The organism is Pseudomonadales bacterium (assembly GCA_024234215.1).
Lineage (GTDB): Bacteria > Pseudomonadota > Gammaproteobacteria > Pseudomonadales > UBA5862 > JACKOQ01.
The window spans coordinates 152824-173396 of the sequence record JACKOQ010000006.1 but is presented as its reverse complement, the minus strand read 5'-3'; the positions used below and the strand labels follow the sequence as shown (position 1 = coordinate 173396).

General features: G+C 63.1%; 16 protein-coding genes and 1 pseudogene. 12 read left to right on the top strand and 5 right to left on the bottom strand.

Annotation, left to right across the window (positions count from 1 at the left end; translation table 11 throughout):
• Positions 1–62: 62 nt before the first annotated feature.
• The gene (gene ppk1, locus H7A13_11475; GenBank protein ID MCP5333956.1) at positions 63–2126 is read right to left on the bottom strand and encodes a polyphosphate kinase 1; all 2064 of its coding nucleotides are present in this window, start codon (positions 2124–2126) and stop codon (positions 63–65) included.
• Between the two features lie 80 nt (positions 2127–2206).
• Complete coding sequence (locus tag H7A13_11470) at positions 2207–3421, bottom strand: pyridoxal phosphate-dependent aminotransferase (GenBank protein MCP5333955.1); 1215 nt, start codon at positions 3419–3421, stop codon at positions 2207–2209.
• Positions 3422–3516: 95 nt separating this feature from the next.
• Between H7A13_11470 and msrB the strand changes: the two genes are divergently transcribed.
• The 3 genes from msrB to H7A13_11455 all read left to right on the top strand — a co-directional run bounded on the left by msrB (position 3517) and on the right by H7A13_11455 (position 5693).
• Positions 3517–3936: a peptide-methionine (R)-S-oxide reductase MsrB gene (gene msrB, locus H7A13_11465; protein ID MCP5333954.1), complete on the top strand. Its 420-nt coding sequence runs from the start codon at positions 3517–3519 to the stop codon at positions 3934–3936.
• Between the two features lie 89 nt (positions 3937–4025).
• Positions 4026–5120, top strand: coding sequence for an iron-sulfur cluster carrier protein ApbC (gene apbC / locus H7A13_11460; GenBank protein ID MCP5333953.1), 1095 nt, complete (start codon positions 4026–4028; stop codon positions 5118–5120).
• A gap of 6 nt (positions 5121–5126) precedes the next feature.
• A complete protein-coding gene (locus tag H7A13_11455; protein MCP5333952.1) occupies positions 5127–5693 on the top strand; it encodes a dCTP deaminase in 567 nt (188 codons plus the stop codon).
• On the opposite strand, the gene H7A13_11450 is transcribed toward H7A13_11455, so the two are convergent.
• The 3 genes from H7A13_11450 to H7A13_11440 form a co-directional block, all read right to left on the bottom strand.
• Positions 5657–6349, bottom strand: coding sequence for a phosphoribosylglycinamide formyltransferase (locus H7A13_11450; protein MCP5333951.1), 693 nt, complete (start codon positions 6347–6349; stop codon positions 5657–5659). The genes H7A13_11455 and H7A13_11450 overlap by 37 nt on opposite strands.
• The gene (gene purM / locus H7A13_11445) at positions 6346–7398 is read right to left on the bottom strand and encodes a phosphoribosylformylglycinamidine cyclo-ligase (GenBank protein MCP5333950.1); all 1053 of its coding nucleotides are present in this window, start codon (positions 7396–7398) and stop codon (positions 6346–6348) included. Before purM ends, H7A13_11450 begins: the two co-directional genes overlap by 4 nt.
• 69 nt (positions 7399–7467) lie before the next feature.
• Entirely contained in the window at positions 7468–8832 is a 1365-nt protein-coding gene (locus tag H7A13_11440; GenBank protein ID MCP5333949.1) for a TRZ/ATZ family hydrolase, read from the bottom strand.
• 184 nt (positions 8833–9016) lie between these two features.
• Here H7A13_11440 and gyrA point away from each other — a divergent pair, with 184 nt between their 5' ends.
• The 9 genes and pseudogenes from gyrA to H7A13_11395 all read left to right on the top strand — a co-directional run bounded on the left by gyrA (position 9017) and on the right by H7A13_11395 (position 20545).
• Positions 9017–11584, top strand: a complete 2568-nt coding sequence (gene gyrA, locus H7A13_11435) for a DNA gyrase subunit A (GenBank protein MCP5333948.1) — start codon at positions 9017–9019, stop codon at positions 11582–11584.
• 55 nt (positions 11585–11639) lie between these two features.
• Positions 11640–12722: a 3-phosphoserine/phosphohydroxythreonine transaminase gene (gene serC / locus H7A13_11430; protein MCP5333947.1), complete on the top strand. Its 1083-nt coding sequence runs from the start codon at positions 11640–11642 to the stop codon at positions 12720–12722.
• 6 nt (positions 12723–12728) lie between these two features.
• A complete protein-coding gene (pheA, locus tag H7A13_11425; protein MCP5333946.1) occupies positions 12729–13844 on the top strand; it encodes a prephenate dehydratase in 1116 nt (371 codons plus the stop codon).
• Positions 13845–13865: 21 nt separating this feature from the next.
• A complete protein-coding gene (locus H7A13_11420) occupies positions 13866–14972 on the top strand; it encodes a histidinol-phosphate transaminase (GenBank protein MCP5333945.1) in 1107 nt (368 codons plus the stop codon).
• Positions 14973–17220 (top strand): annotated as a pseudogene (locus tag H7A13_11415) (bifunctional prephenate dehydrogenase/3-phosphoshikimate 1-carboxyvinyltransferase).
• On the top strand, positions 17213–17911 hold the full coding sequence (locus H7A13_11410) for a (d)CMP kinase (GenBank protein MCP5333944.1): 699 nt from the start codon (positions 17213–17215) through the stop codon (positions 17909–17911). The pseudogene H7A13_11415 and the gene H7A13_11410 overlap by 8 nt, the downstream one beginning before the upstream one ends.
• 143 nt (positions 17912–18054) lie before the next feature.
• Entirely contained in the window at positions 18055–19734 is a 1680-nt protein-coding gene (gene rpsA / locus H7A13_11405) for a 30S ribosomal protein S1 (protein MCP5333943.1), read from the top strand.
• Positions 19735–19839: 105 nt separating this feature from the next.
• Positions 19840–20127, top strand: coding sequence for an integration host factor subunit beta (gene ihfB, locus H7A13_11400; GenBank protein MCP5333942.1), 288 nt, complete (start codon positions 19840–19842; stop codon positions 20125–20127).
• 58 nt (positions 20128–20185) lie between these two features.
• The gene (locus H7A13_11395) at positions 20186–20545 is read left to right on the top strand and encodes a LapA family protein (protein ID MCP5333941.1); all 360 of its coding nucleotides are present in this window, start codon (positions 20186–20188) and stop codon (positions 20543–20545) included.
• Positions 20546–20573: the final 28 nt, after the last annotated feature.

Here is a 20573-nt window from a genome sequence, read left to right as displayed (position 1 = left end):
CAGTGGCCACCAGCGGTGCTGCACAGAGCCCGCTGGTGGCCACCTTGCTCAACAGGAGCCGCTCAGGGGTTTTTCTTCAGGTGGTCGAAAATCGCCAGCTGCGAACGGATCTTCCTGCGGCCGACCCGCTCGACATAATCATTGCGTTGCTGCGGATCGATGAGACGTGCCTTGACCGTATCGTTCAGTTGCAGCGCAATGATGTCGAGCACCCGCTGCTTCAGAGCCGGATCGTAGATCGGGCAGCCGACCTCCACCCGTCCATCGAGGTTGCGTGCCATCAGGTCGGCGGAGGAGATGAAGAGATCCGGGTCGCCATCATTGCCGAAGATCAGCACCCGTGGGTGTTCAAGGAAGCGGTCGACGATGCTGATGGCGCTGATGTTTTCGCTCAATCCGGCAATGCCGGGCTTGAGGGCGCACATGCCGCGCACGATCAGCCGGATGGTGACGCCGGCCTGACTGGCGGTGTAGAGCTGATCGATGATCCGCTCATCCACCAGGTTGTTGACCTTCAGCGTGATCTGGGCTGCCCGACCGGCGCGGGCGATGTTGATTTCGCGTTGAATCAGCCGGGTCACGCTGTCGCGCATCGTCAGCGGCGAGATCAGCAGATGACGGAATTCGAACCTTTTGTAACTGTGGCTGATGAACTCGAACAGCTGGTCGAGCTCGTTGGTAATGCCGGGATGGGTGGTGAAGAGGCTGAAGTCGGTGTAGGTGCGGGCGGTCCGTTCATGGAAGTTGCCGGTGCCGATGTGGGCATAGCCCACTTCACGGCCCGCTTCGAGCCGCTTGATCAGGCAGATCTTGCTGTGCACCTTGAGTGTCGGAATGCCGAATTCGACCTCCACACCAGCTTCGGTCAAGGTTTTGGCCCATTCGATGTTGGCCTGCTCATCAAAGCGGGCACGCAGTTCGACGATCACCTTCACCTGCTTGCCATTTCTCGCGGCGGTCATCATCGCATTGACGACCTGCGAATTTCTGGCCACTCGATAGAGTGAGATGGCGATGCGGGTGACCTGCGGGTCGATCGCTGCCTCGCGCAGCCAGTCGGTGAAGTGGCGAAAGCTGTGATAGGGGTAGTAGAGCAGAATGTCGCCGGCGGCGATGGCGTCGAAGCTGTTGCGGTGCCGGTCGAAGGCAGCGGAGCGCAGTTCAGGCAGGGGCGGATTGAGCATGCCGCGCCGGCCGACATCCGGAAAGTCGATGAAATCCTTGAAGTTGTGGTAGCGCCCACCGGGAATCATGCTGTCGTAGGAGCTGAGCTTCAGCTTGCGGATGAAGAAGTTGGTCATCCGTGCCGGCATCTCGCGGTCGTAGACCAGTCGGACCGGTTCGGCGCTCAGTCGCCGCTTGAGGCTGCTCGACAGCTTGTCGAGCAGGCTCTGCGAGATGCCCTCGCTCAGTTCGAGTTCGGCGTCACGCGTCACCTTGACGGTGTAGGCGGCGACCGATTCGACATCGAAGACCTTCTGGTAAATTTCGCGCAGGCAGTAGCGGATGATGTTGTCGAGGATGATGTAGCTCTTCTTGCGTGGCGCCCGGTCGACCGGTATCGGAATGAAGCGACCGAACTGTCGGGTCGGCACCTCCAGCAGACCGTAGCGCTGACGGCCGTCGACGAGCCGCAGATCGATGGCCAGGTAGATCAGGTCATCCTGCAGCGATGGCAGTTCGTCCTCTTCGTCGAGCAGGATCGGCGACAGCACCAGCGCGATCCGTTCCTGAAAGAACTGCCGGACCCACTCGCCCTGTCTGGCGCTGAGCTGCTGCTCATTGACCAGAAAGATGTTGCGGCGCGCCAGTTCGAGCAGAATCTGCCGGTACACCTCATCGAACTGCTCCTGCAGGCCATGCAGCTTGAGCTGAATCTCCTTGAGCAGCCGCTCGCCGGCGTCGTGGGTCTCGCCTTCGTTCTCGATCAGGATCAGCCGTTTCAGCTCCGCGACACGTACGCGGAAAAATTCATCGAGGTTGCTGGAGAAGATGCCGAGAAAGCGGATGCGCTCGATCAGCGGCACGGTGCGGTCCTTTGCCTCCTGCAACACCCGTTCGTTGAAGCTGAGCCAGCTGAGCTCCTTCGCGACCAGATCAGGACGGGTGGAAATCTGTGGTTGCATGTGCGGGTCGGATCAAACGGATCGCGCTGGATTGGGCGGCGGCCATTCAATGGCTGACGCATGACGGTTACATGACAGTCTCATTGGGAATAGTGGCCGAGAAACTTGGCCACCTTGCCGGCCGCCTGCTCCAGCACATCCTCCCTGGGGAGAAAGACGACGCGAAAATGCTGGGTGTCGGGCCAGTTGAAGGCGGTGCCCTGCACCAGCAGGATCTTCTCCTGCAGCAGCAGATCGAGCACCATCTTCTCGTCATTGAGAATCTTGTGGCGCGCCGGATCGATGCGGGGAAACAGGTAGAGCGCCCCCTTCGGCTTGACACAGGAGATGCCCGGGATCGAGTTGAACAGCTCCCAGGCGCAGTCACGCTGGGCGCGCAGCCGGCCCCCGGGCAGGATCAGATCATTGATGCTCTGATAACCACCCAGCGCGGTCTGGATCGCGAACTGTGACGGCACATTGGCGCACAGCCGCATCGAGGCCAGAATCTCCAGGCCTTCGAGAAAATCTACGGCGCGGTGCTTGGCGCCACTGATGATCATCCAGCCGGAGCGGAATCCGGCCGCCCGGTAGGATTTGGAGAGGCCGTTGAAGGTGATGAACAGCAGGTCGTCGGCCAAGCTGGCGAGTGGATGGTGCACCGCGCCGTCATAGAGAATCTTGTCGTAGATCTCGTCGGCGAAGATGATCAGTTGATGGCGGCGCGCCAGTTCGACGATGCCTTCGAGAATCTCGCGCGGATAGACCGCCCCGGTGGGGTTGTTGGGGTTGATCACCACGATGCCGCGGGTACGGCTGGTGATCTTGCGCTCCATGTCCTCCAGGTCGGGATACCAGTCGGACTGCTCGTCGCACAGGTAGTGCACCGGCGTGCCGCCGGAGAGGGTGACGGCGGCGGTCCACAGCGGGTAGTCGGGTGCCGGCAGAAGCATCTCGTCGCCATTGTTGAGCAGCGCCTGCATGGCCATCACGATCAGCTCGCTGACGCCATTGCCGAGAATGATGCTGTCGATGGTGACATCATTGATGCCGAGCCGCTGGCTCTCTTGCATCACCGCCTTGCGGGCGGCGAAGATGCCCTTTGAGTCGCTGTAGCCTTGCGCCTCGGGCAGGTTGTGGATGACATCGCGCACGATCTCTTCGGGCGCTTCGAAGCCGAATGCCGCCGGATTGCCGATGTTCAGCTTGAGGATGCGGTGACCCTCTTCTTCAAGGCGCAGCGCCTGGCGCTGTACCGGACCACGAATGTCGTAGCAGACGTTGGCGAGTTTTCTCGATTTTTTAATGTCAATCATGATGTTGTCAGCGATTTTTTAAATAATCAAAAAGCATTCTAGCGGTTTTTGGACCGTGCCGGATATGCTTTTTGGCAAAACCCAAGGAGTCCCGCATGAGCGATGAACAGCAGCAGGATTGGCGAAGCCGCAGCGATGCCCAGTGGCAGCAGCAGCTCGATGCCGATGCCTTCGCCGTCTGCCGGCGCAGTGCCACCGAGCACCCCTTTTCCGGTCGTTTCTGGAACCACCATGAGGCGGGCCATTACCACTGCATCTGCTGCGGGATGGCGCTGTTCTCGTCCGAACACAAGTATGACTCCGGCTGCGGCTGGCCCAGCTTCTACGAAGCCATTGACCGCGCCCGCATCGAAGAGTTGCCCGATTTCAGTCATGGCCGCTACCGCATCGAGGTGCGCTGCCTGCGCTGCGCGGCCCACCTGGGGCACCGTTTCGATGACGGCCCACCGCCCACTGGCGACCGCTACTGCATCAACTCGGTGGCGCTCGATTTTGTGCCGGCGGCATCGACATGATCTGCTGCCAAAGGGCGGCGCTATGCGCCTTGACGGCTTTTCATTAAGATTGGCTCCCTTTTTGGCTTCAATCGGCGGTGGAGAAGGTGATGGCGGAGTTGCAGGCTGCGGCATTGCAGGCGCTGGCGAGTTATCGTGATCCCTATCTCGACGCGGGCCTGGAAGCGCTGAAGGCGATCACGCAGTTGGAGATCGTGGCCACAGTGGCCCGGCTCAAGGTGGAGCTTGGCTATCCGGCGGCCGGGCTGCGACAGGCAATGATCGCCGAACTGCGCGATCGCCTGCTTGGCGTGGCGGGCATCACCGCCGCCGAGGTGGAGATCGGCTGGCGCATCCATGCGCACCAGAGCAGCAGCAAGGGCAATGAGCTGCCTTCGGTCAGCAACCTCATCGCCGTTGCCTCCGGCAAGGGCGGGGTCGGCAAGTCGACCACCGCGGTCAACCTGGCGCTGGCGTTGCAGGCCGAGGGCGCCACGGTCGGCTTGCTCGACGCCGACATCTATGGCCCCAGTCAGGCAGTGATGCTGGGCATCGCGGATGGAACCCGCCCCGAGGTGGTGGAGCAGAAATATTTTCTGCCGGTGATGGCCCATGGTCTGCAAACGATGTCGATGGCCTTTCTGGCCAATGACAAGACACCGATGGTCTGGCGTGGACCGATGGCCAGCGGTGCCCTGCAACAGCTGTTGAAGCAGACCCTCTGGCGCGATCTCGACTATCTGCTGGTGGACATGCCGCCCGGTACCGGTGACATTCAGTTGACGCTGGCGCAGCAGGCGGCAGTGACCGGCGCGGTGATCGTGACGACGCCGCAGGAGGTGGCCACCCTCGACGCCCGGCGCGGCATCGAGATGTTCCGCAAGGTGAACATCCCGGTGCTCGGCATCGTCGAAAACATGGCGGTGCACATCTGTAGCCACTGCGGCCATCATGAGCATCTGTTTGGCGAAGGGGGCGGCGAACGGGTGGCGCGTGAATACCGTGCTCATCTGCTTGGCTCGCTGCCGCTCGATCTGCGCATTCGCGAGCAGACCGATGGCGGTCGGCCGACCGTGGTCGCCGAGCCCGACGGCGAACTGGCGGCGACCTATCGCCACATCGCCCGCGCCGTGGCAGCCCAGGTGGCGCGGCTGCCGCGTGCAGCGGCCCAGCGTTTCCCCACCATCTCAGTTCAGGGTGATTGAGTTTTCATGAGCATCAAATCGGACCGCTGGATTCGCCGCATGGCGCAGGACGAGGGGATGATCTCGCCATTCGAGCCGGGACAGGTGCGCGAGCAGCAGGGGCGACGGATCATCTCCTACGGCACCTCGAGCTATGGCTACGATGTGCGCTGTGCCGATGAGTTCAAGATCTTCACCAACCTCTTCTCGGTGACGGTCGATCCGAAGAATTTCGATGAGCGCAGTTTTGTCGACTTCAGCGGCGAGGTCTGCGTGATTCCACCCAACTCCTTCGCGCTGGCGCGCACGGTGGAGTATTTCCGCATCCCGCGCAACGTGCTCACCGTCTGTCTGGGCAAGTCGACCTATGCCCGCTGCGGCATCATCGTCAACGTGACCCCGCTCGAACCGGAGTGGGAGGGGCATGTGACCCTGGAGTTCTCCAACACCACCAACCTGCCGGCCAAGATCTACGCCAACGAGGGCGTGGCGCAGATGCTCTTCTTCGAATCGGATGAAGTCTGTGAGGTGAGCTACCGCGACCGGGGCGGCAAGTATCAGGGGCAGCGCGGCGTCACGCTGCCCAAGACCTGATCCCACTGCAATCCCTCGGCCGGTACCGGCTGATCCAGGTAGAAGAGCCGGCCCTGGTCGATGCGCAACTGACCGCTGACCAGCAGCGCCAGCGCGGCCGGATAGATCCGATGTTCCAGCCGGTGCACCTTCTGCGCCAGCGTGGCGGCATCATCGTCCGCCTCGACGGCAAAACGCCCTTGCAGCACGGTGGGTCCGGCGTCCAGTGCTTCGGTCACCAGATGCAGGGTGGCGCCATGCTCGCGCTCGCCGGCAGCCAGCACCCGTCGGTGGGTGTCGAGGCCGGGATAGGCGGGCAGCAGCGAAGGATGGATGTTGAGCAGCCGGTCGCGGAAATGGTCCACGAACTGTGGTGTGAGAATGCGCATGAAGCCGGCCAGCAGCACCCAGTCGGGTTGATAGTGGTCGATGGCGCTCGCCAGGGCGGCATCGAAGCTGGCGCGGTCGGGGTGGTCACGGTGGCTGATCACCTGGCTGGAGATGCCATGTCGCGCCGCCCGCTGCAATCCGGCTGCATCGGCGCGGTTGCTGATCACCGCCACCACTCTGGCCGGCAGTTGGCCGGCCTCGATCGCATCGATGATCGCCTGCAGGTTGCTGCCGGCGCCTGAGAGCAGCAGCACCAGCCGTGGCAGTGGCCTGTCGTGGCTGGTCAAACGAGCTGAACGGCGGGTTGCTGCGGGGCGCAGGCGGCGATTCGGCCAATCTGCCAAGGTGCCTCGCCACTCTGCCGCAACTGGTTCATGGCCGCCTCGGCGTTTTCCGCCGCCACCACCAGCACCAGCCCGACACCGCAGTTGAAGGTGCGGAGCATCTCGCTCTCCTCGACGGCTCCCTGCTGCTGCAGCCAGTCGAACAGCGTCGGGCGCTGCCAGCTTGCACGTTCGATCACCGCCTGTGTGTCCTGCGGCAATACCCGGGGGATGTTCTCGATCAGACCGCCGCCGGTGATGTGGGCGATGGCCTTCACCTCCAGCGTGCGGATCAGCGCCAGAATCGGCCGCACATAGATGCGGGTCGGGGCGAGCAGTCGGTCGATCAGTGGCTGGCCGTCGAGCGGTTGCTGCAAGTCGGCTGCGCTGTGTTCGATGATCTTGCGGATCAGCGAATAGCCGTTGGAGTGGGCGCCCGATGAGGGCAGGGCGATCACGGCATCGCCCGGCGTGACCCGGCTGCCGTCGATGATCTGCTGCGCCTCGACCACGCCGACACAGAAGCCGGCCAGGTCAAAGTCGCCCTTGGCGTAGAGTCCCGGCATCTCGGCGGTCTCGCCGCCGGCCAGCGCGCATCCCGCCTGCCGGCAGCCATCGGCGATGCCGCTGATGATGCGGGTCGCACTCTCCAGATCGAGCTTGCCGGTGGCGTAATAGTCGAGAAACAGCAGCGGTTCGGCGCCACAGACGATCAGGTCGTTGACGCACATTGCCACCAGATCGATGCCGAGTCCTTCGAGCCGATCGGCCTGCTGCGCCAGCTTGAGCTTGGTGCCGACGCCGTCAGTGCCGGTCACCAGTACCGGTTCGCGGTAGCCGGTCGGCAGCCGGCAGAGCGCCCCGAAACCACCGATGCCGCCCAGCAACTCCGGCCGGGCCGTGCTGCGCGCCAGCGGTCGAATGCGCTCGACCAGCGCGTTGCCGCTGTCGATGTCGACACCGGCGTCGCGGTAACTGAGGCCATGGGTAGAGAAGGGCGCCTTGGGGTGCATGGTGTACCTGCGGAGTCGGATCGAGCGGGACGCGCATTGTAGCAGCAGAGCGGCAGGGCTGTTGGCGCTTCACGGACGACCCTTGATGCCGTCGGTGCCGATCCGGGCGGCCCAGCCATTCACCCGTTCGCGCAGTGATGCAAGGTCGATGCTCTGCAACTGGCCATCACTCAACAACGGGCGTCCGGCCACCCACAGGTGGCTGACCCGGTTGCCGCTGGCGCTGTAGACCAGTTGCGAGGCGGGGTGGTAGAGCGGCTGCTGGTTGATGTCGTCGAGCCTGACCGCGATCAGATCCGCCAGCTTGCCCGCTTCGAGCGAACCGATCTGCTCACCGAGGCCGAGTGCGCGGGCGCCGCCCAGCGTGGCCAGTTCGAGTGCCCGGTGGGCATCGATGGCGCGGGCGTCGCCACTGACCCCCTTGCCGAGCAGGGCCGCCATCGCCAGTTCGTCGAACAGGTTGAGCGAGTTGTTGCTGGCGGCGCTGTCGGTGCCCAGCGCGACATTGACGCCGGCATCGAGCAGCCGGGCCACCGGCGCCATGCCGCTGGCCAGCTTGAGGTTGGAGCGGGGACAGTGGATGACATGGATGCCATGGCGGGCCAGCAGCTCGATCTCGCTGTCGAGCAGCTGGGTCATGTGCACCGCCTGCAGGCGCGGGGAGAGCAGTCCCAGCTCGCCCAGGCGCATCAGCGGTCGACGGCCGCTGCGGGCCATGGCCTCCTCGACCTCCTGCGCGGTTTCGTGCAGGTGGATCTGGATCGACAGGTCGAGCTCCTCGGCCAGGGTGGCGATGCGGCAGAGCGGGGCGTCGCTGACCGAGTAGGGGGCATGGGGTCCGAAGGCGATCCGCACCCGTGGATGGTCGCGGTAGTCATCGTGCAGCATCAGCCCCTTGTGCAGGTAGTCGTCGGCCTGCTGCGCCCAGAGGGTCGGGAAGTCGAGCACCGGAAAGCAGACCTGGGCCCGGATGCCGCTGCGGCTGGCGACCCGGGCCACCCGGTCGGGGAAGAAATACATGTCGGCGAAGCAGCTGGTGCCGGAACGGAGCATCTCGGCGATGGCCAGCTCGGTGCCATCCTCGACGAAGGTTTCGCTGACCCAGTGCTGCTCGGCGGGCCAGATGTGGTCGGTCAGCCACTCCATCATCGGCAGGTCGTCGGCCAGACCGCGAAACAGCGACATGGCGGCATGGCCATGGGCATTGACCAGGCCCGGCAGCAGGACATGCTCATGCAGTGTCAGATGCTGGCGGGGGCGGTATTTCTGCCGTGCCTCGGTGCTGGGAAGCAGATCGCGAATCGCTCCCTGATCGATGGCGATCGCCTGATGCTCCAACACCTCTCCCGCGGGGATGATCGGGATGATCCAGCGCGCCTCGATCAGCAGGTCGATCTGCTGAAGGTGGGGCGCATCGGCGGGCAGGGCAGACATCGGGGTCACTCCGGCAGGGAAACAGGTGTGTTGAGGATATTGATTTGTCGGGGGGAAATCGAGTCGGCCGCGGGCGGCAGTGCCGGCCGCTGTGGTATGATGCCGGGCTTTGATGGCGGCGGGTCATTTTGAATCGGGCGCGTGCCGTTGCGGGTCAATACACAGTTGAAAACAAGCAGAAACCATGGGTGAGTCAGCCAAAGAGATAGTGCCGGTCAGCATCGAGGATGAGCTCAAGCAGTCCTACCTCGACTATGCGATGAGCGTGATCGTCGGCCGGGCACTGCCCGATGTGCGCGATGGCCTGAAGCCGGTTCACCGGCGCGTGCTGCACGCGATGAACGAGCTCGGCAACGACTGGAACAAGGCCTACAAGAAGTCGGCCCGGGTGGTCGGTGACGTCATCGGCAAATATCACCCGCACGGTGATTCGGCGGTCTACGACACCATCGTGCGGATGGCGCAGACCTTCTCGCTGCGCTATCCACTGGTTGATGGCCAGGGCAACTTCGGTTCGATCGACGGCGACTCGCCAGCGGCCATGCGTTACACCGAGATCCGCATGAGCCGGCTGGCCCATGAGCTGCTCGCCGACATCGACAAGGAGACGGTCGACTTCGTCCCCAACTACGATGGCACCGAGCAGATTCCCGAGGTGCTGCCGACCAAGGTGCCCAACCTGTTGATCAACGGCTCATCCGGCATCGCGGTCGGTATGGCCACCAACATTCCGCCGCACAACCTCACCGAGGTGATCAACGGCTGTCTGGCGCTGATCGATGATCCCGACATCACCATCGATGCGCTGATGGAGTCGATTCCCGGGCCGGACTTTCCGACCGCCGGCGTGATCAATGGCCGTGCCGGCATCATCGAGGCTTACCGCACCGGGCGCGGCCGTGTCCGCATCCGTGCCCGTGCCCGCATCGAGAACGACAGCAAGAATGGCCGCGAGGTCATCATCGTCGAGGAGATCCCCTACCAGGTGAACAAGGCGCGGCTGATCGAGAAGATCGCCGAGCTGGTGCGGGAGAAAAAGCTCGAAGGCATCAGCGAGCTGCGCGATGAGTCCGACAAGGATGGCATGCGCATCGTCATCGAGCTGCGGCGCGGCGAGGTGGGCGAGGTGGTGCTCAACAACCTCTATGCCCAGACGCAGATGGAGACGGTCTTCGGCATCAACTGTGTCGCCCTGGTCGATGGCCGTCCCGGCGTGCTCAACCTCAAGGAGATGCTCGAAGCCTTCGTGCGCCATCGTCGTCAGGTGGTGACCCGGCGCACCCTCTTTCTGCTGCGCAAGGCGCGTGAGCGTGGCCACATCCTCGAAGGGCTGTCGGTGGCGCTGGCCAACATCGATGCGGTGATCGAGCTGATCCGCAACTCCGCCACGCCGGCGCTGGCCAGAGAGGCGCTGGTCGCCCAGCCCTGGCAGGCCAGTGAGGTGGTGGCACTGCTGGAGCAGGCCGGCGCCAGCGCCTGTCGTCCCGATGGTCTGCCAGCGGAGTATGGCCTCGATGGCGAAAGCTACCGGCTCTCGCCGGAGCAGGCGCAGGCGATTCTCGATCTGCGGCTGCACCGTCTGACCGGTCTCGAGCATGACAAGCTGCGCAGTGAATATCAGGAGACGCTTGGCAACATCGCCAACTACGAGGAGATTCTCGGCAGCACGGCGCGGTTGATCGAGGTGATCCGCCAGGAGCTGACCGAGATCCGCAACCAGTATGGCGATGCCCGCCGCACCGAGATTCTGCTCGACCAGCTCGACCTGACCACCGAGGATCTGATCAGCGAAGAGGAGCGGGTGGTGATCTTCTCGCATGGCGGCTATGCCAAGAGCCAGCCGCTGGATGCCTATCAGGCGCAGAAGCGCGGTGGCCGCGGCAAGAGTGCCACCGGGGTGAAGGAGGATGACTTCATCGAAACCCTGCTGGTTGCCAGCAGCCACGACACCCTGCTCTGCTTCAGCACGCTGGGCAAAATCTACTGGATCAAGGTCTATCAGATTCCGGTGGCCAGCCGGGCCTCGCGTGGCCGGCCGATCGTCAACCTGCTGCCATTGAGCGAGCATGAACGCATCACTGCGGTGCTGCCGATTCGTGAATATCCAGAAGATCGCTATGTCTTCATGGCGACGGCCGATGGCACCGTCAAGAAGACCCCGCTGGTGGAGTTCTCCCGTCCGCGCTCGCTCGGCATTCGCGCCATCGATCTCGACGAGAGCGACACGCTGGTGGGTGCGGCCTTGACCGATGGCAATGGCGAAGTGATGCTGTTCAGCAGCGATGGCAAGGCGATCCGTTTTCAGGAGGCGCAGGTGCGGCCGATGGGGCGCACGGCACGTGGCGTGCGTGGCATCCGGCTGAGCGATGCGCAGCGGGTCATCGCGCTGATCGTGCCGGCGGCCGATGGCGAACTGTTGATGGCGAGTCTAAACGGTTATGGCAAGCGCAGCGCGATTGCCGAATTCCCGCTCCATGGCCGTGGTGGCCAAGGGGTCATCTCGATGCAGCTGAGCGAGCGCAATGGTGCACTGGTCAGCGTGATCCAGGTCTGCGACAAGGACCACATCATGCTGATCTCGGACCAAGGCACGCTGGTGCGCACCCGCTGTGACGAAACGCCGCTGCTGGGCCGAAACACCCAGGGAGTGCGACTGATCAAGCTGGCCGAGGGTGAGCATCTGGTGGGGGTCGAGCGCATTGCCGAAGACGAGGGTGACGAAGAGTCCGATGACGGCGAGACGCTCCAGTAGCGACCTTTTCAACCGACCGGCCTCTGCCGGTCCCAACCTGAACGATGTGGTGAAGATGGCAAGAGTCTACAACTTCTGCGCGGGTCCCGCTGCGCTCCCCGAACCGGTTCTGCGCAAGGCGCAGGCGGAGATGCTCGACTACCAGGGGCGTGGCCTGTCGGTCATGGAGATGAGCCATCGCAGCGATGAGTTCATCGCCATCGCGGCACAGGCCGAGGCCAACCTGCGCCGGTTGCTCGACATTCCCGTCCACTACCGGGTGCTGTTCATGCATGGCGGCGCCACCGCCCAGTTTTCCGCCGTGCCGCTCAACCTGCTCGGCGCCACCGGCCATGCCGACTACATCAACACCGGCAGCTGGTCGCAGAAGGCGATCGAAGAGGGGCGCCGCTTCGGCAGGGTCAATGTGGCGGCCAGCAGCGAGGCCGAAAAGTTCACCACCATCCCGCCGCTGGCGGAGTGGCGGCTCGATGCCACGGCGGCCTACTGCCACTACACCCCCAACGAGACCATCGGCGGGGTCGAGTTTTCCTTCATTCCCGATACCGGTGCGGTGCCGCTGGTGGCCGACATGTCATCGACGATTCTCTCGCGACCACTCGATGTCAGCCGCTTCGGGGTGATCTACGCCGGTGCGCAGAAGAACATCGGTCCGGCCGGTCTGACCCTGGTGATCATCCGTGAAGATCTGCTGGAGCGGGCCACCGCCACCATTCCGATGGTGCTCGACTATCGGCTGACCGCCAAGAATGAGTCGATGTACAACACGCCGCCCACCTATGCCTGGTATCTGGCCGGACTGGTGTTCGAGTGGCTGCTCGAACAGGGTGGCCTGACCGCCATCGGCGAGGTCAACCGGCGCAAGGCCGAAAAACTCTATCGCTACCTCGATGGCAGCGGTTTCTATCGCAATCCGATCGATCCCGCCTGCCGTTCCTGGATGAATGTGCCGATGATTCTGGCCGACGCAAAACTGGATGGCGCCTTCCTGAAAGGGGCGGATGCCGCCGGGCTGCTGAACCTGAAGGGACACCGCTCGGTCGGTGGCATGCGGGCGAGTCTCTACAATGCCGTGCCCGAGGCCGCCGTGGATGCGCTGATCGACTACATGAGCGATTTTGCCCGGCGTAACGGGTGATGCACCATGAGCCAGCGTCAGGATGAAGAGGCACGACAACTGGCGGCGGTTCGCCAGCAGATCGATGCGATCGACAGCGAACTGTTGCGGCTGATCAATGCACGGGCGCAGTGCGCCCAGCAGGTGGCGGCGATCAAGATCGCCCACGCCGAGGGTGTGCCAAGCCACTTCCATCGACCCGAGCGCGAGGCGCAGATTCTGGCGCAGGTGCAACAGAACAACCCTGGTCCACTGCCCAATGCGGCGGTGGCCCTGCTGTTTCGTGAGCTGATGTCGGCCTGTCTGGCGCTGGAGAAACCACTGCGGGTGGCCTACCTGGGTCCCGCTGGCACCTTCAGCGAGGCGGCGGCCGTCAAACATTTCGGTCAGGCGATCGAAGGCATGGCGCAGCCGACCATCGCCGACATTTTCGCTCAGGTCGCGCGTGGCCTGGCCGATTATGGCCTGGTGCCGGTCGAGAACTCGACCGAAGGCATGGTCGGTCAGACACTCGATCTCTTCGTCGACACCGCGTTGACGCTCTGTGGCGAGGTGGAGCTGGCGGTGCAGCACTGTCTGCTGGGTCGCCAGGCGCACGGCACCCCCCGGCGGGTGCTCTCGCACCAGCAGTCGCTTGGACAGTGCCGCAACTGGCTCAACGCCCATCTGCCGGGTGTCGAACAGCAGGCCGTCAGCAGCAACAGCGAAGCGGCCCGGCTGGCCAGCGAAGATCCGCAGGTGGTGGCCATCGCCGGCAAGATGGCTGCGGAGCACTATGGATTGCAGGTGCTGGCCGAGCGGATCGAGGATTTTTCCAGCAACACCACCCGTTTTCTGGTGCTCGGCCAGCAACCTCCCGGCATCAGCGGCCATGACAAGACCAGTCTGCTGGTCTCGGTGCCGAACCGCCCCGGAGCGCTGTATCGACTGCTGGCACCCTTCGAGCATCGGGGCATCAGTCTGACCCGGCTGGAGAGCCGACCGGCCAAGAGCCATCCCTGGCGCTACCGCTTTTTCATCGATTTCGAAGGACACCGCCTGGAGCCCGACATCGCCGCGCTGCTTGAAGAGATCGAGCAGCACAGCGCCGAGGTGAAGTGGCTGGGCTCCTATCCACGTGCCAGCAACGGCAGCGACCTGTAACCGCGATCCGGAACCTCGACCATGAGCTGTGATTTTTACCAGTTGGCCAATCCCGGCGTGCGTGACCTCACCCCGTATGAACCGGGCAAGCCGATCGATGAACTGGAGCGCGAGCTTGGCATCACCGGCAGCATCAAACTGGCCAGCAACGAAAATCCGCTGGGCGCCAGCCCGCAGGCCAGCGAAGCGGCCCGGGCGGCGCTGAGTGAGCTGAGCCGCTATCCCGATGGCGCCGGTTTTCGGCTCAAGGCGGCATTGGCGCGCAAGTTCGCGCTCGATCAGCGGCGGTTGGTGCTTGGCGCCGGCTCCAGTGACCTGTTGCGGCTGGCGATCGAAGCCTTCGTCTGCGCCGGTGATCAGGTGGTGATATCGCAATACGCCTTCGCCATGTATGCCATCTATGCCCAGGCGGCACAGGCGGAGCGCATCGTGGTGCCGGCCCGTGACTGGGGGCACGATCTCGATGCCATGGCGGCTGCGGTGACCGACCGCACGCGGATGCTGTTCATCGCCAACCCCAACAACCCGACCGGTACCTGGGTCGGGCAGGCCGATCTGCTGCGGCTGTTGAAGCGGCTGCCGCAGCAGGTGCTGGTCGTGCTGGACGAGGCCTATGCCGAATACATCGACCAGCCCGACTATCCCAATGGCATGGCGCTGGGGCTGGAGTTTCCCAACCTGATCGTCATGCGCACCTTCTCCAAGGCCTATGGTCTGGCGGCATTGCGGGTCGGCTATGCGATTGCCGACCCGGCGACGGCCGATCTGATGAACCGCATCCGCGAACCCTTCAACGTCAACAGCATCGCACTGGCGGCCGCCGAGGCCGCGCTGGCCGATGAAGCCCACCTGCAACGCAGCAAAGCGGTGAACCAGCAGGGATTGGTGCAGTTGCGCGAAGCGGCCGAACGGCTCGGACTTCGAGCCATCCCCTCGGTTGGCAACTTCATCGCCATCGACATGGGGCGGGTGGCGCTGCCGATCTATGAAGCACTGTTGCGCAAGGGGCTGATCGTCCGTCCGCTGGCCGGGTATGGCATGCCGAACCACCTGCGGGTCACGGCATCGACCGAAGCAGAAAACAGCCGCTTCATCAAGGCGCTGCAAGAAGTGCTGGAAGCCGGTTGAATGGACGCTGGAGCCGCGCAACCCCATTGGCGTCGCGTTGCCATTCTCGGCGTCGGCCTGATCGGCGGTTCGCTCGCCCGGGTGTTGAAGGCGCAGGGCGCGGCCGATGAGATCGTCGGTTGCGGCCGGCAGCAGCAGAACCTCGAAACGGCCCGGCAACTGGGCATCATCGACCAGTTCGTGCTCGATCCGGTGCAGGCGGTGCGGGAGGCCGATCTGGTACTGCTCGGTGCGCCGGTGCTGGCCACCGCTGCGCTGCTGGCAGAGATTGCACCCCATCTGGCCGAACAGGCGGTGGTGACCGATGTCGCCAGCGTCAAGGGGGTGGTGGTCGAAGCGGCACGGCAGCAGTTGGGAGAGAAACTGGCCCGCTTCGTGCCCGCACATCCGATTGCCGGTGCCGAGACCAGTGGTGCCGCAGCCTCCCGTGCCGACCTGTTCGTCGATCACCGGGTCATTCTCACGCCGCTGGCGCAGACGGCCGCCGACGCACTGGAGCAGGTGCGGGCGCTGTGGCGACTGACTGGTGCGCTGGTCGAGGAGATGTCGGTGCAGCGCCATGACCAGATCTTTGCCGCCACCAGCCATCTGCCGCATCTGCTGGCCTTCACGCTGGTCAATGCGGTGGCGCGGCAGGGTGGCGAGGCGGGCATCATCCACTATGCCGCGGGTGGTTTTCGTGACATGACCCGAATTGCGGCGAGCGATCCGACCCTGTGGCACGACATCTTCTTGACCAACAAGGATGCGCTGCTGCAATCGCTGGAGCAGTTTCAGCAGGAGCTGGAGGTGTTCCGGCAGGCGATCGTCGAGGATGACAGTGCGCAGATATCAAAAATGCTGCTGCACTCCAGGACGATGCGCAACAAACTATCCAACAGCAATTGATTTGAATCGAGAGTCGAAATCCATGGGTGAATCGCAGCAGAGTTTTCATCTGACCCCGGGTGGTGCCTTGACCGGGACCCTCGCGGTGGCCGGCGACAAGTCGATTTCGCACCGTTCGATCATGCTGGGTGCGCTGGCTGAAGGCACGACCACCGTCGAGGGTTTTTTGCCCGGCGAAGACACCCTAGCGACGCTGGCCGCCTTTCGGCAGTTGGGTGTCACCATCGAAGGGCCGATCGATGGGCGGGTGGTGATCCATGGTGTCGGCCTGCATGGGCTCAAGGCAGTCGACGCGCCACTCTATCTGGGCAACTCCGGCACCTCGATGCGGTTGCTGTGTGGTCTGCTCGCCGCGCAACCCTTTGCCACGGTGTTGACCGGTGACAGTTCGCTGTCGAGACGACCGATGAACCGGGTGGCCATCCCGCTGCGGCAGATGGGAGCGCAAATCGGCACCAGCGCCGAAGGCCATCCACCGGTCACCATCGCAAGCACCCAACGGCTGCATGGCATCGAATATGCGATGCCGGTGGCCAGTGCCCAGGTCAAATCGGCCCTGCTGCTGGCGGGGCTCTATGCCCAAGGCGAAACGGCGGTGATCGAACCAGCACCGACCCGTGACCACACCGAGCGGATGTTGCGCAGCCTGGGCTATCGGGTCGAGAGTCATCCAGTTGCCGCTGGACAGCGGATCTCGCTGCAAGGTGGTGGCACGCTGCGCGCCATCGACATCCAGGTGCCGGGCGACATCTCGTCGGCGGCCTTTTTCATTGTCGGCGCCACCATTGCGCCCGGCTCGAACCTGCTGTTGCGCAACGTCGGCATCAATCCGACCCGCACCGGCGTCATCGACATCCTGCGGCAGATGGGTGCCGACATCTCCCTGGAGCGCCAGTACAGCGCCGGCGATGAGCCGGTGGCCGATCTGCGCATCCGCCATGCACCGCTGCGTGGCATTGAAATTCCCGAAGCACTGGTGCCGCTGGCGATCGACGAATTTCCGGCCATCCTGGTCGCGGCGGCGCAGGCCACTGGCGAGACTGTGCTGAGCGGCGCCAGCGAACTGCGGGTCAAGGAGAGTGACCGCATCCAGGCGATGGCCGATGGTCTGAAGGTGCTGGGCGTCGACAGTGTCGTGCGGCCGGATGGCATCGTGCTGCGCGGCGGCGCGTTCGGTGGCGGGCGCATCGACAGTCATGGCGACCACCGCATCGCCATGGCCTTTGCCATGGCAGCGCTGCGTGCCAGCGCGCCACTTCAGATCACCGATTGCGCCAATGTCGCCACCTCATTCCCGAATTTCGCGGCATTGGCCCAGCAGGCGGGACTCGGCATCAGGGTCGAAAACGCGGATGGGTAGAGTGGAAGCGGAGCCGCCACCGGTCATCACCCTCGATGGCCCGAGCGGGGTGGGCAAGGGCACCGTGGCGCTCCATCTGGCCCGTCAGAGCGGCTGGCATCTGCTGGACAGCGGTGCCCTCTATCGGCTGGTGGCGCTCATCGCCCAGCGCCAGGAGATTCCGCTGTCGGCGGAGGCGCGCTTGGCTGAGGCAGCGGCGACCATGGATGTCCGCTTCGACATCGATCCACTGGGCGGGTGCACACAGGTCCGACTTGACGGCCAAGTCGTCGATGCGGCGTTGCGCAGCGAGGAGTGCGGCAACCGCGCCTCGCAGGTGGCGGTGCATCCACAGGTGCGTGCCGCACTGCTCGATTTTCAGCATGGCTTCCAGCGTGCGCCGGGTCTGATCGCCGATGGCCGGGACATGGGAACGGTGGTCTTTCCCGCCGCGGCGCTGAAGATCTACCTCACCGCCAGCGCGGCGGTGCGCGCGCGGCGACGGCAGGCGCAGTTGAAAGAGCAGGGTCTGGATGTTAGCCTGATGCGCCTCGTTGAAGAGATCGACGCCCGTGATCAGCGCGATGCCAGCCGTTCGGTGGCGCCGTTGCGACCGGCAGACGATGCATTGGTCATCGACACGACCGATCTCGGTATCGATGAGGTGGTGGCGCGCGTCTGGCAAGAGGCCAAAAACCGCCGCCTGCTGTAAACCGATCGCTCTTCTTGCGCTCTCCCCAGTCGCACTGCGAGAAGAGGATCCCTTTGATCAACAGACCGTGCTGGCTGGAGCACGGTAACGGTGCCGGTGACCACCCGCAGGTGGCATTGGCGAATTCATCAACAGGTAAACCCATGGCAGAAAGTTTTTCCGAACTCTTCGAGCAGAGCTTGAAAGAGATCAACATGCAACCCGGTTCCATCGTCTCGGGCACTGTGGTTGACATCGACAGCGACTGGATCACCGTCCACGCCGGCCTGAAGTCCGAAGGTGTCATTCCCAAGAATCAGTTTCTGAACGAAAACGGCGAGCTGACCATTCAGATCGGCGATACCGTCAAGGTTGCACTTGAAGCCATTGAAGATGGCTATGGCGAAACCCGCCTGTCGCGTGAAAAGGCCAAGCGCGTGGAGGTGTGGCAGGATCTGGAGCAGGCCTTCACCGATGAGACCTTGGTCAAGGGTCTGATCAACGGCAAGGTCAAGGGCGGCTACACCGTTGACATTCAAACGATTCGTGCCTTTTTGCCGGGGTCGCTGGTCGATGTTCGTCCGGTCCGTGATGCGGTCGATCTCGAAGGCAAGACACTCGAATTCAAGATCATCAAGCTGGACCAGAAGCGCAACAACGTCGTGGTTTCACGCCGTGCCGTGCTCGAACAGGCCACCAGTGCCGAGCGTGAAGCGCTGCTGGTGTCGCTGCAAGAGGGCATGGAGGTGCCGGGCATCGTCAAGAATCTGACCGACTATGGCGCCTTCGTCGATCTGGGTGGTGTCGATGGTCTGCTGCACATCACCGACATGGCCTGGAAACGGATCAAGCATCCGAGTGAAATCGTCAACGTGGGCGATGAGATCACCGTCAAGATTCTGAAGTTCGACCGCGAGCGCAACCGCGTCTCCCTCGGTCTGAAGCAACTGGGTGAAGATCCGTGGCTCTCGATCATCCAGCGCTATCCGGTTGGAAGCCGCGTGATGGGCAAGGTCACCAACCTGGCCGACTATGGCTGCTTTGTCGAGATCGAAGAGGGAGTCGAAGGTCTGGTTCACATCTCCGAAATGGATTGGACCAACAAGAACATCCATCCGTCGAAAGTGGTTCAGATCGGCGATGAGGTCGAGGTTCAGGTGCTCGATATCGATGAAGAGCGCCGCCGCATCTCGCTGGGCATCAAGCAGTGCAAGCAGAATCCGTGGGAGAAGTTTTCCGAAAGCTACAACCGTGGTGACCGCATCTCCGGCAAGATCAAGTCGATCACCGACTTCGGCATCTTCATCGGCCTGGAAGGCAACATCGATGGTCTGGTGCATCTCTCCGACATCTCCTGGGATGAGGCAGGTGAAGAGGCGGTTCGTCATTACAAGAAGGGCGATGACATCGAAACCGTCATTCTGTCGATCGATCCCGAGCGTGAGCGCATTTCACTGGGCGTCAAGCAGCTGCTGAGCGACCCGTTCAACGACTATGCCGATGCACATGACAAAGGCAGCGTCGTGACCGGCACCGTTCAGGAGGTGGAAGCCAAGGGTGCGGTGGTTCAGTTGGCCGAGGGTGTCGAGGCGACGCTCAAGGCTTCCGAAGCCAGCAGCGATCGCATCGACGACCTGCGGCAACTGCTGAAGCCGGGTGATGTGATCGAAGCCAAAATCGTCAACCTCGACCGCAAGACGCGGGCGATTGCGCTGTCGATCCGTGCCAAGGATGCCGTGGATCAGAAACAGGCACTGAAAGAGCTGCGCAAGCAGGAGGCCGAAGCGGTATCGCCGACCACCATCGGTGATCTGATCAAGGCGCAGATGGAAAACCAGGGCTGAGCAGGTTGGCCAAGGATGGCCATGATCGCGACATGGGCTTCATGGTAAAGTCCATGTCGCTGATCAATAGATGAAAATAGCCAACGATGCCAGAGCGGAATCCCTATGACCCGATCCGAGCTTATCGAGCGTATCGCTGCGAAGCAGCCGCAGCTTCCACTCAAGGATGTCGAGTTGGCGGTTCGCTGCATTCTTGAGCAGATGTCGCAGGTGCTGGCCACCGGTAAACGGATCGAAGTGCGTGGCTTTGGCAGTTTTTGCCTCCACTTTCGACAGCCGAGAGTTGCGCGCAATCCCAAGACGGGTGAGTCGGTGCCGCTGCAGGGCAAGCACGTTCCACACTTCAAGCCAGGCAAGGAGTTGCGGGACCGGGTCAATGACCTGATAGAGTAAAAGTTTGCCCTGCGCTGATTCGCAAAGCGAATCGATCGCTGCTCTTTGATCGGGTGGCTTGTGGAGAAAACGCATTCAGCAGATTGTATCTCCAGATATTTTTAAGCGGACCATGCGCCGATTGAAGCACTCCATCCAATGGATCGCCGTCCTGCTGCTGATGTCGATGACGGCTTGGTTCATGACCGAGAACAGCGCGCCAGTGCAGCCACAGCTCTGGAGCCTGCAGCTTCCGCAACTCTCTTTGGGCGCCTGGTTGGTGCTTGCCTTCTTTGCCGGAGCCTGTGCTGCGTCGCTGGTCACTTCGGTTGCGCTGGCACGCTGGCGGTTGCGGCTGTCGTCTGTCGAACGTCAGAACGCCAGAGAAAAAGAGCGTGCTGCAACCCCGGCCGTTGATGCGAGCCCATCGCATCGATGAGTGATACGCTCCTGCTCTTTTGCCTGCT